The organism is Achromobacter agilis (assembly GCF_900496965.1).
Lineage (GTDB): Bacteria > Pseudomonadota > Gammaproteobacteria > Burkholderiales > Burkholderiaceae_B > Achromobacter > Achromobacter agilis.
Genome location: NZ_UFQB01000009.1, coordinates 1 through 13031 on the forward strand (window position 1 = coordinate 1; position 13031 = coordinate 13031).

At 66.0% G+C, this 13031-nt stretch carries 10 protein-coding genes, 3 tRNA genes and 1 pseudogene; 4 read left to right on the forward strand and 10 right to left on the reverse strand.

Features of this window, described 5'->3' with window-relative positions; all coding sequences use genetic code 11:
* From AGI3411_RS12535 to hisN, 8 genes and pseudogenes are all read right to left on the reverse strand, one after another.
* Positions 1 to 76: pseudogene (locus tag AGI3411_RS12535) on the reverse strand (GTP-binding protein); the annotation flags it as partial.
* Positions 77 to 133: 57 nt separating this feature from the next.
* Positions 134 to 208: transfer RNA gene (locus AGI3411_RS12540), tRNA-Thr, on the reverse strand.
* A gap of 10 nt (positions 209 to 218) precedes the next feature.
* Positions 219 to 292: transfer RNA gene (locus AGI3411_RS12545), tRNA-Gly, on the reverse strand.
* Positions 293 to 438: 146 nt separating this feature from the next.
* Positions 439 to 525 (reverse strand) — tRNA-Tyr (locus AGI3411_RS12550).
* A gap of 113 nt (positions 526 to 638) precedes the next feature.
* Positions 639 to 1802 carry an iron-containing alcohol dehydrogenase gene (locus tag AGI3411_RS12555; protein ID WP_129527705.1) on the reverse strand — a complete coding sequence of 388 codons (1164 nt, stop codon included), beginning with the start codon at positions 1800 to 1802 and terminating at the stop codon, positions 639 to 641.
* 24 nt (positions 1803 to 1826) lie between these two features.
* Positions 1827 to 3215, reverse strand: coding sequence for an aldehyde dehydrogenase family protein (locus AGI3411_RS12560; RefSeq protein WP_129527706.1), 1389 nt, complete (start codon positions 3213 to 3215; stop codon positions 1827 to 1829).
* Between the two features lie 30 nt (positions 3216 to 3245).
* Positions 3246 to 4631: a glutamine synthetase family protein gene (locus AGI3411_RS12565; RefSeq protein WP_129527707.1), complete on the reverse strand. Its 1386-nt coding sequence runs from the start codon at positions 4629 to 4631 to the stop codon at positions 3246 to 3248.
* Between the two features lie 60 nt (positions 4632 to 4691).
* Complete coding sequence (hisN, locus tag AGI3411_RS12570; RefSeq protein WP_129527708.1) at positions 4692 to 5498, reverse strand: histidinol-phosphatase; 807 nt, start codon at positions 5496 to 5498, stop codon at positions 4692 to 4694.
* A gap of 226 nt (positions 5499 to 5724) precedes the next feature.
* Between hisN and AGI3411_RS12575 the strand changes: the two genes are divergently transcribed.
* From AGI3411_RS12575 to AGI3411_RS12590, 4 genes are read left to right on the forward strand one after another with little or no spacing between them, the layout of a single operon-like run.
* Positions 5725 to 6732: an ABC transporter substrate-binding protein gene (locus tag AGI3411_RS12575; protein ID WP_129527709.1), complete on the forward strand. Its 1008-nt coding sequence runs from the start codon at positions 5725 to 5727 to the stop codon at positions 6730 to 6732.
* Between the two features lie 35 nt (positions 6733 to 6767).
* Entirely contained in the window at positions 6768 to 7775 is a 1008-nt protein-coding gene (locus AGI3411_RS12580; RefSeq protein WP_129527710.1) for an ABC transporter ATP-binding protein, read from the forward strand.
* A 31-nt stretch (positions 7776 to 7806) separates the two neighbouring features.
* Positions 7807 to 9489, forward strand: a complete 1683-nt coding sequence (locus AGI3411_RS12585) for an ABC transporter permease subunit (RefSeq protein ID WP_129527711.1) — start codon at positions 7807 to 7809, stop codon at positions 9487 to 9489.
* Positions 9490 to 9506: 17 nt separating this feature from the next.
* Positions 9507 to 10268 (forward strand): DeoR/GlpR family DNA-binding transcription regulator, encoded by a 762-nt coding sequence (locus AGI3411_RS12590; protein ID WP_129527712.1) that lies wholly within the window; start codon positions 9507 to 9509, stop codon positions 10266 to 10268.
* Positions 10269 to 10277: 9 nt separating this feature from the next.
* On the opposite strand, the gene AGI3411_RS12595 is transcribed toward AGI3411_RS12590, so the two are convergent.
* Positions 10278 to 11270: a Bug family tripartite tricarboxylate transporter substrate binding protein gene (locus AGI3411_RS12595; protein WP_129527713.1), complete on the reverse strand. Its 993-nt coding sequence runs from the start codon at positions 11268 to 11270 to the stop codon at positions 10278 to 10280.
* A 160-nt stretch (positions 11271 to 11430) separates the two neighbouring features.
* Entirely contained in the window at positions 11431 to 13029 is a 1599-nt protein-coding gene (locus tag AGI3411_RS12600; RefSeq protein ID WP_129527714.1) for a rhodanese-like domain-containing protein, read from the reverse strand.
* Positions 13030 to 13031 lie beyond the last annotated feature (2 nt).

Below are 13031 nucleotides of genomic sequence, written 5' to 3' on the forward strand. Positions count from 1 at the left end.
TTTTGCCGTGGTCAACGTGACCAATCGTACCCACGTTCACGTGCGGCTTGGTACGTTCAAACTTGCCTTTTGCCATGGCTGACTCCTGACCTGGATTGCGCTTCTGACTGAAGAAAAGAACTTTGGAAATTAGTGGTGCCCATGGCGCGGATCGAACGCGCGACCTCTCCCTTACCAAGGGAGTGCTCTACCACTGAGCCACATGGGCATATAAAGCTTGGAGCGGGTGAAGGGAATCGAACCCTCGTCGTAAGCTTGGAAGGCTTCTGCTCTACCATTGAGCTACACCCGCGGCATACCCTTTCACCTTCTCTTTCCCAAACCCTTCAACTTCAAGCCCGGAAAACCTTGAGACCTTCTTTGCAAAGGCCATCTGGCGTTCCGAACCCTACATTGTAAATCCAGGCCAACTGCGCCTGGATTCGAGGAATGGGTCTCTGGTGGAGGAGGTTGGATTCGAACCAACGTAGGCGCAAGGCCAACAGATTTACAGTCTGCCCCCTTTAACCACTCGGGCACTCCTCCAGAGGAGAATTCGAGATTATGAACACTTTCAAATCCGCTGTCAAACGATTCGGACGAAATATTCAGAATTCTTGTTCAGCCACCCCCGCGTTTGCGCGCAGAGGGGGCGAAGCTTACAGGTTTCCGCGAATCGCTGCACGAAAAAGCTCGGCGTACTGCCCAGCCGTGTAATCGACCGGGTTGGTGCCGGCCGACGGATCCTCCGCCGCCATGCGCCCCACCCGCTCCGCCTGGGCCTCGTCGATGCCGATTTCCGCCAGCGTATGAGGGATGCCGACGGCCTCGCGCAGGGACAACACCCAGTCCAGCACGGCGCCGGGACCCGGCCGCGGCAGATCCAGATAGCGCGCCAGCGCCTCCAGCCGCGGCGCCACCGCCTGTTGGTTGGCCTTCAACACGTAGGGCATGAGGATGGCGTTCAGCGTGCCGTGGTGCGCGTCGTACAGTGCACCCAGCGGGTGCGCCAGCGCATGCATGGCGCCCAGCCCGCGCTGGAACGCCGTGGCCCCCATGCTGGAAGCCACCAGCATCTGCTGGCGCGCCTGCAGGTCGCTCCCGTTTGCCACCGCCTGGGGCAGGTACTCCTTGATCAGACGCATACCCTCGATCGCGATACCGGCCGCCATCGGGTGGAAGAACGGCGAACAGTACGCCTCGAGATTGTGCGAAAGCGCATCCATGCCGGTCGCGGCCGTTATCTTCGGCGGCAGGCCGACCGTGAGCTCCGGGTCCAGGATCACGATGGCCGGCAGCATGCGCGCGTGGAAAATGATGCGTTTGACCTCCGCGGACTCGTCGGTGATGACGGAAGCGCGCCCCACTTCGGATCCCGTGCCGGCGGTGGTCGGCACCGCCACCACCGGCGCCATGCCGGCCAGGTCGACCCTCAGGTAGTTGTCGCCGACGTCCTCGAAATCCCACAAGGGCCGCGTCTGCCCCGCCATCAGCGCGATGGCCTTCGCCGCATCCAGCGCCGACCCGCCCCCCATTGCGATCACGCCGTCATGGCGCCCTTGCCTGTAGGCCTTTACCCCGTCCTCGACGTTGCGGCCCGTGGGATTGCCCTTGATCTCGTGGAACAGGCCGCAATCGAGGCCCGCCTGCCCGCATGCGGCCACCGCGCCGCTCACCATCGGCAGGGCCGCAAGCCCGGGATCCGTCACGAGGAGGGGCCGCGCCATGCCGAGTTCACGGCACCAGTCTGGCAATTCCTTGATGCGGCCGGGGCCGGCCTTGATGGCGGTCGGGTAGTTCCAATTTACGCTGGGCACGGTCATGGTTCTGTTCCTGTGGGCCGCGTGTCAGACGCTGCGCAGATGAAAGGATTTGGCTTGCGTCAACTGTTCGTATCCGACCGCCGACAGCGATACGCCTCGCCCCGAATTCTTGACGCCGGTCCAGGCCAGAGCAGGATCGAGGTAATCGCAACGGTTCATGAAAAACGTGCCCGTGCGGACCTGGCGGCCGATGCGCAGGGCGGCCTCCTCGTCCTGCGTGAAGGCCGCCGCCGTCAGGCCATAGGGGCTGTCGTTCATCAGGGCAATGGCTTCCTCGTCGCTGTCGACCGCCATGATGCCGACGACCGGCCCGAAACATTCGTCGCTCATGACGCGCATACGGTGATCGACTTGCGTCAGCAAGGCTGGCGCCACATAAGGCGAGTTTTTACTCGCCTTATCGAAATGCGAGGAATCCATCAGGTTCCTAGCGCCGGCGGAAACGGCCTCATCGACGATATCCCGGATCTCGGCGGCGGCCCGCGCACGCACGACGGGTCCGAGCGTCGTGTCGGCATGCAGTGGATCGCCCAGCACATAACGACGCGTCAACGCGGCGGCCCGTTCCACGAAGTCGTCGTACCGGGACCGTGCCACATAGATACGCTGAATGCCGCAGCAGGACTGACCCGAGTTGAAGTAGGCACCGTCCACCAGCGTTTCGACCGCATGGTCGATCTTGGCATCCGCCCGCACGTATGCCGGATCATTGCCGCCAAGCTCCAGGCCGACGCCGATGAACCGTCCGGCCGCGCCCTCCTCCACGGCGCGCCCGCCTCGCACCGATCCGGTGAACGACACATAACCGATTTCCGGCGCGCGGATCAGCCGCTGCGCAATATCGTGGTTCGCATGCAGGTACTGGAACACGCCCTTGGGGGCACCTGCCTCGCGAAACGCGCGTTCGATGAATTCCGCGCACAACGGTGTCTGGTCCGAATGCTTGAGGATGACGGCGTTTCCCGCCATCAACGCCGCAACGATGCTGTTCACCGCAGTCAGCAAGGGATAGTTCCATGGCGCGATCGTAAGCGCGACGCCGATGGGCTCGCGGCTGATGAAGCGCGTGAAACCCGTCTGCGCCGGAACCTGGATGGGCGCCAGCGCGTCGCCCGCGATCGCGATCATGTGGCGCGCGCGGGCTTCGAAGCCCGCCACTTCGCCAGGGGTGTAGCGCAAGGGCCGCCCCATCTGGATCGTAATGGCGCGCGCGATCTCATCCTTGGACGCGACGAAACGGTCCACGGCTTCCGACACGATGCGCCCCCGCGCTTCCACGCCCAGCGCCTGCCAGCCCAGCTGCGCGGCCTGGGCGTCGGCAAGCGCCCGCGCAATCTGGGCTTCGCTGGCGTAGGGGCGGCGGACGACTTCGCGCCCGTCGATGGGGCTGATGGTGATGAGTTCCTGGGTCATGGCTGCCCTGTGCAAGCGAATGGATGGGGATCAGATGATTTCGAAATAGCGCGCCAGTTCCCAGTCGGTTACGTGGCGCCGGAACTGCCTTTCTTCCCATTCGCGCGTCGCCACGTAATGCTCGACGAAGGCGTCGCCGAACAGATGGCGCGCGGCCTCGGATTCGCGCAGCCGCTGGGCGGCCTCCCACAACGTGCTCGGCAGCCGCAGATGCGCGGGAAACTGCTGTGTATAGGCATTGCCCTGCACCATCGGCTCGGGCGCCAGGCCCTGTTCGATACCGTGCAGGCCGGAAGCCAGCGCGGCCGACAGGGCCAGGTAGGGATTGGCGTCGGCCGACCCGATGCGCACTTCGACGCGCTGCGATTTGTCGCTCCCCGGAATGAGCCGCAGCGCGGTGGTACGGTTCTCCATGCCCCAGGTGGCATCCAGCGGCGCCCAGTACCCGGGCACGAGGCGCGAATAGCTGTTGACCGTCTGGGCATACAGGGACATGAACTCGGGCAGGTAGCGCTGCACCCCCGCCATGAAGGACGCCTGCGTCGCGCTCATGCCGTGCGGCCGCGACTCGTCGTGAAAGGCGGAGCGCCCGGTTTTCCTGTCACGCAGGGACAGATGGATGTGGCCGCTTTGGCCCGGATGATCGTGCGACCATTTCGCCATGAAGGTCGCCATCAGGCCGTTCTGCTGCGCCAGGGCCTTGGTGAAGGTCTTGAAGAGGAACGCCTTGTCGCCGGCGGCCGCGGCCAGGTCGACTGCGATGGCGGCCTCCAGCACGCCCGGCCCGGTCTCGGTATGCAGGCCCTCGATGGGCATGTCCATGCGTTCGCACATGTCCAGGAGCTTGCGGTAGAAATCGCCTTCGACCGTGCTGCGCAACACGGAATAGCCGAAATTGCCCGGGGTCCAGTTCTCGAGGTTGCGGTAGTTTTTCGCGCGCACGGAGTGCGGCGTTTCGCGGAACATGAAGAATTCGTACTCGAGGGCGGCGTAGGCCTCATAGCCCATGGCCGCCGCGCGATCGAGGACCCTGTGCAACAAGCGCCGCGGGCAGATGGCGCCCGCGTCTCCCTCGAATTCGGCCAGAAACAGCAACATGTCTTCGCCCCCCGGGCCCTGCTCCAGAGGCAGCCTGCGGCCGGTCTGCGGAAGAATCCTGAGTTTGGCGTCGGGATAGGCCGTATGCCAGCCCGTGTACTGGGTGTTGTCGTAGAGCTGATCATCCAGGTCCCAGCCGAATACGACGTCGCAAAATGCCAGCCCCGAACGCAGCGCGCCCAGAAACTTGTCGCGGCGCAGGTACTTGCCCACCATGACGCCGTCGATGTCGGACAAACCGACCTTGATATGCGAGAGCGAGCTGGCTTGCACCAGCCGCTCTGCGTCCTCCACCGTTGCTACCCCTAGTGCATGCATGCTCGTTCACCTTGCTGTGGCTGAAGCGTTGCGTTGACCTGCGGGCGGGCGGCGCGGCGTTCAGGTCACGGCCGCCCCCAGCACCCGCATCGCCTGGCGATGCAGTTGCGGCGTGGCGGCCGCGACGACGCGGCCCTGCGATTCGAGGCCGAGGGGCTGCCCCGACCAATCGGTAATGACGCCGCCGGCCCCTTCGATCACGGGCATCAGCGCCAGGTAGTCATACGGTTGCAGGCCAGCCTCGACCACCAGGTCGACATGGCCGCTGGCCAGGAGCCCGTAGCTGTAGCAGTCGCCGCCGAAGCGGCGCATGCGCGCGGCCTGCGCCAGTGCGTCGAAGGCAGCCAGTTCGGCGCCGGCGAAGATGTCGGGCGAAGTGGCGTAAAGGATGGCCTGGCGCAATTCAGAGCACCCGCTGACGCGGCAGGCCTCGCCATTCAGGCTTGCCGGCACGCCGGCCGCCCCCACCCAACGTTCATCCAGCATGGGAATGTCGATCAGCCCCAACACGGGCTTGCCCTTGTGCAGCAGCGCCAGCAGGGTGCCCCACAGCGGGTTGCCGGAAATGAAGGCGCGCGTGCCGTCTATCGGGTCCAGCGACCACATCAGCTCGGCCTCGGCGTGCGAGACGCCGAATTCTTCGCCGAAGATGCCGTGATCGGGGTAGTCCCGGGCGATGGCCTCGCGCAAGGCAGCCTCGACCTCCCTGTCGGCCTGGGTGACCGGGCTGTCGTCCGCCTTGGTGTCGACCGCCAGCGGATGCCGGAACCACTTGCGCGACAAAGGCCGGACCCGGTCCGCCAAGGTGTGGGCGAACGAAGAATAGGCGGCCAGCTGCGTCGCGGATAACGGCAATGAGGTTTGCATCGACGATGCCTCCGGGCGTGGCGCGGGCTTGCAGCCCCTGGGGGGCAATTTCGGATTGGGGCGGCCCTACGCCAAAAAAACCCCTCATACAGGTTTTTCCAGTCTAGACACGTTGCCACAAATTTGCAAACATACCTAAAACTGCAACCCGCCTCCCTGTTTTGCTGGCCGCAGTCCGCATACGTAGCTCGCCACCGTTGCCGTGTATTCCAACCGGAGTCCCATCATGCAATGTATGAAGAAGCTCAGTCTTGTGGTTGCAGTAATTTCCCTAGGTTATGCGCAGGCGCATGCCGGCTCGATCACCGTTTACACCGCGCTCGAGGAAGACGAGATCGCGGCCTACCTGAAGGCGGCCAACGCAGCCATGCCCGATCTGAAAGTGAATGTGCTGCGCCTGTCCACAGGCGATCTGGGCGCACGCCTGATCGCCGAGGCCTCGAACCCGCAGCAGGACGTCATCTGGGGATTTGCCGTCAGCAACATGCTGGACCCGCGCCTGCAAAACCTCCTTGAGCCGTATGCGGCCAAAGGCATCGACGCGCTGCCCGCCCGTTACAAGGGCGCGGACAACAAGTGGTTCGCGGCCACCGGCTACGTCGCCGCCTTCTGCGTCAATACCGACAGGCTGAAATCCAAGAACCTGCCGATGCCCACGTCCTGGGAAGACCTGACCAAACCCGTCTACAAGGGCGAAATCGTCATTCCCAGCCCCGCCGCGTCCGGCACCGGGTATCTCCAGATCGTCGCGCTGCTGCAGGGCCTGGGCCAGGAGAAGGGCTGGGCGCTGCTGAAAGACCTCGACAAGAACGTGGCGCAGTACACGCCCTCCGGCTCGCGCCCCTGCAAAATGGCGCGCGCCGGCGAATACGCGATCGGCGTGTCCTTCGCCTTCCCCGCCATGCAGTCCATCGAGGAAGGCTACCCCATCAAGATGGTGATTCCATCCAAATGGGTGGGCTACGAGCTCGAGGCGTCCGGGCTGATGAAAACGGCGAAGAATCCGGCGGACGCCAAGCGCTTCCTGGACTGGACCCTGTCGGCACAGGCGGGCGGCCTGTACAGCAAGTACAAGGAGCTCGTCACCATCCCCGGCGCCGCTCCCAACAAGGCGGCGCAAGCCGCGGGCCTGCCCAAGGACCTGGGCACGGTGCTGTACCCCGTGGACTTCCAGAAGTCGGCGGCGGAACGCGACGCCACGATCAAGACCTGGCAGCAAACCATCAAGCGTTGACGGCAGCGCCGGCCGCCGCCCGTCCTGGAGACGCCATGTACCTGGAATTGCGCGGGATACGCAAGACTTTCGACGGCTCGGCCGCGCTGGAAGACATCGACCTGTCCGTGGGCGAGCACGAGTTCGTCTGCCTGCTTGGCCCCAGCGGCTGCGGCAAGACCACGTTGCTGCGCATCGTGGCGGGGCTGCTACCGTTCGACCGGGGCGCCATCACCCTGGGCGGGCGGGACCTCAGCGCGCTGCCGGCGCGCAAGCGCGGCTTCGGCATCGTGTTCCAGTCGTACTCGCTGTTTCCCAACATGACCGTGGCCGAGAACGTGGGCTACGGCCTGCGCATCCGCGGCGAAAGCCGCGACCGCATCGCGTCGCGGGTGCAGGAGTTGCTGGCGCTGATCAAACTGCCCGATCATGCCGGACGCTATCCGCATCAGCTGTCGGGCGGCCAGCAGCAGCGCGTGGCCCTGGCCCGCGCGCTGGCCGTGGACCCGGCCCTGATCCTGCTGGACGAACCCTTGTCCGCGCTGGACGCACGCGTGCGCACCGACATGCGCGCCGAGATCCACGAGGTGCAGCGCCGCCTGAAGATCCCCACGATTATGGTGACGCATGACCAGGAAGAAGCGCTGACGCTGGCGGACAAGATCGTCTGCATGAATGATGGGCGCATCGAGCAGGTAGGGTCGCCGGCCGACCTGTACCTGCGGCCCCGCACGCGCTTCGTGGCGAATTTCGTCGGGCTGAGCAATCTGTTGCCCACCGATTGGGTACGTGACGCGATGCCCGAACTGCTGGCGACGCGGCCCGAAGGCGCCAGCGAGCGCTATGAAGCCTGCCTGCGGCCCGAAAACCTGCGCGTGGCGGCGGACGAGCGTGGCGCGGGCCGGGTGCAGGACATGACCTTCATGGGCAACCTCACCCGCTTGCGCGTCGCCTGGCGCGGGCGCGAGCTGGTCGTGGAACAGCACGGCGCGGCCGGCCTGTCGCGCGGCGCCCCCGTACGCCTGGATGCGGAGCCCGGCCAATGCGCCTGGGTGAGCGTATGAGGGACGCATCCATTCGTGCCGGAGCCCCCGCGTGAGCGCGGCCCACGCGAGCACGGCCGTCGCCGCGCCGGCAGGCCGCGCCCCCTGGTCCGCGGACCGCCTGCTGCTGTGGACCTGCGTCGGCATCCCGATGGCGGGCTTGGCGCTGTTCTTCCTCTATCCGCTGGCGACCGTCGCCTGGCATAGCCTGGTCGAAAAGGACGGCTCGATCGGCCTGGGCAACTATGCTGAGGTCTTCGCCACCCGGGGAATCCTGACGGCCACGCTGAACAGCCTGGTCATGAGCTTCGCCACCACGGCCGTCAGCATCGTGCTGGGCTTCGCCATTGCCTATGGCCTGGACCGCAGTTGCATGCGCGGCAAGGCCGCCGTGCGGGTGGCGCTGGTGCTGCCCTTGCTGGCCCCGTCGCTGGTGCAGGGCCTGGGGCTGATATTCCTGCTGGGGCGCAACGGCCTGGTGCATCGCTGGACTGGCTGGGAAATCGATATCTATGGCTTCTGGGGCCTGCTGATCTCCAACGTGTTCTATGCCCTGCCCCAGGCCGTCCTGATCCTGCAGGCGGCCTTGCGCAACATGGACGCGCGCTATTACGACGCGGCGGAAGTCATGGGCGCATCCGGCGCCCGCCAGTTCTTCGACATCACCCTGCCCAACTGCAAGTTCGGCCTGCTCAGCGCGGCCTTCGTCGTGTTCGTCATCACCATCACCGATTTCGGCAATGCGGCCGTGATCGGCGGCAACTACCGGGTGCTGGCCACCGAGATCTACAGCCAGGTCTCCGGACAGATGAATTTCGGCATGGGCTCCGTGGTGGGCATCCTGCTGTTGCTGCCGTCGCTGATCTCCGTGCAGATCGAACGCGTGGCCTCGCAGCGCCAGTTCGGTTCGGCCTCGCCCAGCGGGCTGAAGGTCGCGCCGCAGCCCGCCCGGGGGCGCGACGCCGCCTTCTGCGCCGGCGTGCTGCTGGCGAGCAGCACAATCATCGTCACGGTGGCCACGGTGGTCTTCGCCAGCTTCATGCGGCTCTGGCCCTATCGCATGGAATGGACGCTGAAGCACTACGACATCACGGTCAGCGGCGGCTACACGCCGCTCTGGACATCCCTGTACCTGTCCCTGGCCGCCGCGGGCGGCGGGGTGCTGCTGCTGTTCTTCCTGAGCTTCGGCGTGTGCCGTATCCCGCGCGCCTGGGCCAAGCCGGTGTATATGCTGTCGGTGCTGCCGGTGGGGGTGCCGGGCCTGGTCCTGGGCCTGTCGTACATCTTCGCCTTCAACGCGCCGGGCACGCCGCTGTATGCGCTGTATGGCAGCGCTGCGCTGATCGCCCTGTGCAACTTCTACCACTACCACACGCAGGGCTTCCTGACGATGATGACGGGCATGCGCGCCGTGCCGCAGGCGTTGGAGGAAGCGATCAGCTGTCTGGGCGGGGGCACGCTGCGGGTGCTGCGCGACGCCGTGCTGCCGCTGATCGGCCCGACCGTGCTGGGCGTCTTTTTCTTTTTGTTCATGCGGTCGATGGTCACCCTGTCGGCAGTGATCTTCCTGGTTACCCCTTCCATCAGCGTGGCGCCGGTTTCTGTCCTGCGCCTGGACGAAGCCGGGTTCGTATCGCAGGCGGCGGCCTATTCAACGCTTATCATGCTGGTCGTTGGAGGATCCCTGATGGTATTGCGCGGGCTGATTGCCTGGGCCGCCCGGCAGCGGACATAGACTAGGAAACATCGGACATGTGGCAAGAAGAGCGGTATCAGAGAATCCGCGCCCTGCTGTCGTCATTGCAGCAGGTATCGACCGACCGTATCGTCGGCGAACTCGGGGTATCCCGAGAAACGGTCAGGCGGGATCTGCTGGAACTGGAAGCATTGGGGGAATTGCGCCGTGTGCATGGCGGCGCGGTACCCATCCACAGCGAACCGCCCATCGCAGAGCGCGTGCATACCCGCGTCAAGTACAAGCGCGCCATCGCCCGCGCCGCCGCGGGCCTGGTATCCAGCGGCCAGACCCTGTTCCTGGACGCCGGCAGCACCACCAGCGTGCTGGCCGACGAACTGGCCAAGCTGTCGGGCCTGACCATCATTACCAATTCGTTCGACGTGGCCCTGAAGGTGGGCACCGCGGGCAGCGGCGCGAACCAGCTGATCATGCTGGGCGGCTCGGTGGACGGCCCGGTATGCGCCACCGCCGGCGATATCACGATCGGCGAGATCCACCGCTACCGCGCCGACCTGGCCCTGCTGTCCCCGGTGGGCGTGGATGCCGAATGCGGCGCCACCAACTACGACCTGCGTGAAGCCGAGGTGGCGCGCGCCATGACCGCCAGCGCCAAGCAACTGGTGCTGTTGGCCGATTTCAGCAAGATCGGCCTGTGCAGCCGCGTTTCCTACTGTAGCGCCGACCGCATAGACCATCTGGTCACCAACGCCAGCGCGCAGAAATCGCCGGCGTACGCCGCCTTGAAATCGGCGGTCGGGCGCATCCTGGCGGTGTGAAGCGGAATCTCAATCCAGCGACACGCCCGCGGCCTTCACCATGCCGGCCCAGTAGACCGTGTCTTCCTGCAGCCGCGTCTTGAACGCGTCGGGCTGGCTGCCCACCGCCCAGCTGCCGCCACTGTTGATCTTCGCGACAACGCTGGGCGACTTCATCGCCTGCCCCACCGCCTGCGCCAGATAGGCGATGCGTTCGGGCGGGGTGCCCGAAGGCGCGAAAAGGCCGTACCAGTCGTCGGCGGTGATGCCCTCCATGCCCGCCTGCTTGAGCGTGGGCGCCCCCTTGAACAGGCCGATGCTGTTCTCGTGGCTGAGCGCCAGGATGCGCAGCTTGCCCGCCGCCACCATGGGCTCGGCCGACGCCGGCGAAGTGATCAGCATGTCCACGGTGCCGCCCATCAGATCGGTGATGGCGGGCGCGGCGCCCCGGTATGGCACGTGCACGAGCTTCACGCCGGCCTTCTGCGACACCAGCGCCCCCATTAGATGGCTCATGGTGCCGTTTCCTGGCGTCGCGTAGGTGATGACGCCGGGCTGCTTGCGCGCGGCATCCAGGTAGTCGTTCAGGGTCTTGTACGGGCTCTCGGTGCGCGCCACGAGCACCAGCGGGGCGGACGTGATCTGCGAGATGGGCACGAAGTCCTTGACGGGATCGAAGCCCACGTTCTTATACAGGCGCGGATTGACCGCCATCACGCTGGTTTGCGACATCACCAGGGTGTAGCCATCAGGCTTGGCCCGCGACACCTGCGCGGTGCCGACATTGCCGCCGGCGCCCGAGCGGTTTTCCACCACCACACTCTGGCCCGTGATGGCGCCCAGTTCCTGCGCGAGGAGACGCGCGACGCCGTCATTGCCGCCGCCCGGCGGGAACGGCGACACGATGGTGATGGCCTGCTTGGGATAGTCGGCCAATGGCGCGGGCGCCTGGGCATGGGCTGCGCCCGCGCACAACAAGCCGGCAAAGGCCGCGGTCCTGCAAACGTATGCGATCTGCTTCATCTGGATTTCCCCTTGTGTTGGCGGCCGGATACTCGGCCGTCCGTTGCATTTCGGTTCGCAATGAACCGCCCGCACCCCGGCGGCGTCGGCCGCGGGGCGTACTGTCTGGATGAATGCGTTTGCCGCGCCGCAGGCCTGCATTGGCCCGCGGCGCTACTTCTCAGCGGACCGGAAAGCGGTAAGCCGCGCGTTCGCGATCGTCGATCTGCCTGACCAGATTGGTTTCCCAGGCCAGGTACTGGCGCGCCGCGGCCTTGTTGCCGTCGTGGCGGTCATGCACGAAAAACAGGTAGTCGATGCAATCCGCGTCGGCAGGCGCATCGGGGGTGGATTCCAGCGCGATACCCTGTGCGGACCAGCTGGCCGGCGTGCCGGCATTGGCGCTGATGTCGTTCACGCCCAGCGCCAGCAGGTCTTGCGCCGCCCAGGCGGCCAGCGCGGCGTCTTCGGCCAGCAGCACCACCGGACGCGAAACGTCCAGGCGCAGGCGGTCGAAGCGCGGGCGGATGGCCCAGCGCGCGCCGGCGATATGCTTGGCGCGATAACGCATCCCGGGACGGATATCGACGAGCTGCGCGCCTTGCGCCATCGCGGCGGCCAGTTCGGCTTGGCCCAGCACGCGGATCTCCGGCGCCGGGGTCTCTTTCGCGCCGGTCTCCAGCCGGGCGTGCACGCCTTCCTTCAGCACGCTAGCATCCCAGCCCATCTGCCGCAGCCAGCTGGCGATGACCGGCGCGCGCACGCCTTCGGAATCGAAGACGACGATGCGCGCACCTCGCACGGCCACGTACTGGTCCGTGGCCTGGATCAGCTGGCCCCCGGGCGTATGCTGCGCGCCGGGCAGGGAGCCCTGGAGGTACTCTTCCGCGCTGCGCACATCGCACAGGAACGTGCTGCGTGCCGTGTCGCGCAGCCAGGCCTGAACCGCTTGCGCGGAAACCGTGGGCACGCTGTGGCGCTCGGCCAGCGCCGCGGAACGCTGCGCCAGCGCGGGCACGTCCTGCGGCGCGATGTCGTCGCCGTAGCGGCGGAGCGCGCCGTGCTCCAGTTGCAGGTCTTCCAGATACCAGCCCTGCGTGCCATTTTCCAGGGCATACACGGGATTGGGCACGCCCAGATTAATCAGCGTCTGCGCGCCGATGATGCTGCGCGTGCGGCCCGCGCAGTTGATGACAATAGTGGTCTGCGGGCTCTTGGCCAGCGTATGGGCGCGCAGCGCCAGCTCGCCGTTGGGGCAGCAGACGCCGCCCGGAATGCTCATCTTCTGGTATTCGGCATAGGGCCTGCCGTCCAGCACGATCAGGTCGTCGCCGCGCCGCTGGCGCTCGGCCAGCTCGCGGGCGCCGATGCGCGGGGTGTGGAAGACTTCTTCGGCCAGCTCGCCGAATGTTTTGCTGGGCACGTTCACGCCGGCGAAGGCGGCGTAGCCGTCTTGCCGCCATTGCGCGATGCCGCCCGCCAGGCGGTGCACATTGGTGTAGCCCAACGCGGCCAACGCACGCCCCGCGCGCGCCGCCGTGCCGTCGGCGCCGCCCTCGTCGTAGATCGCCATCCGCACGTCGCGCCGCGGCGCCAGGCGCGTGATATCCACCTCCAGACGGCTGTAGGGAACCGGCACGGCGTAGAACAGGTGGGACTCGCCGTATTGGCCGTGTTCGCGCACGTCCAGCAACGCGATTTCGCCGCCATCATGCAGCCATTGCTTGAGCGTGTGCGAATCAATGTCGGCGACTGAATGGTCTTGGGTGGGATGCATCATCG

Bases quoted from the DNA above. Each gene is read 5' to 3' on its own strand.
- AGI3411_RS12555 (WP_129527705.1), bottom strand. From the start codon at position 1,802: ATGACCGTGCCCAGCGTAAATTGGAACTACCCGACCGCCATCAAGGCC.
- AGI3411_RS12560 (WP_129527706.1), bottom strand. From the start codon at position 3,215: ATGACCCAGGAACTCATCACCATCAGCCCCATCGACGGGCGCGAAGTC.
- AGI3411_RS12565 (WP_129527707.1), bottom strand. From the start codon at position 4,631: ATGCATGCACTAGGGGTAGCAACGGTGGAGGACGCAGAGCGGCTGGTG.
- hisN (WP_129527708.1), bottom strand. From the start codon at position 5,498: ATGCAAACCTCATTGCCGTTATCCGCGACGCAGCTGGCCGCCTATTCT.
- AGI3411_RS12575 (WP_129527709.1), top strand. From the start codon at position 5,725: ATGCAATGTATGAAGAAGCTCAGTCTTGTGGTTGCAGTAATTTCCCTA.
- AGI3411_RS12580 (WP_129527710.1), top strand. From the start codon at position 6,768: ATGTACCTGGAATTGCGCGGGATACGCAAGACTTTCGACGGCTCGGCC.
- AGI3411_RS12590 (WP_129527712.1), top strand. From the start codon at position 9,507: ATGTGGCAAGAAGAGCGGTATCAGAGAATCCGCGCCCTGCTGTCGTCA.
- AGI3411_RS12595 (WP_129527713.1), bottom strand. From the start codon at position 11,270: ATGAAGCAGATCGCATACGTTTGCAGGACCGCGGCCTTTGCCGGCTTG.
- AGI3411_RS12600 (WP_129527714.1), bottom strand. From the start codon at position 13,029: ATGATGCATCCCACCCAAGACCATTCAGTCGCCGACATTGATTCGCAC.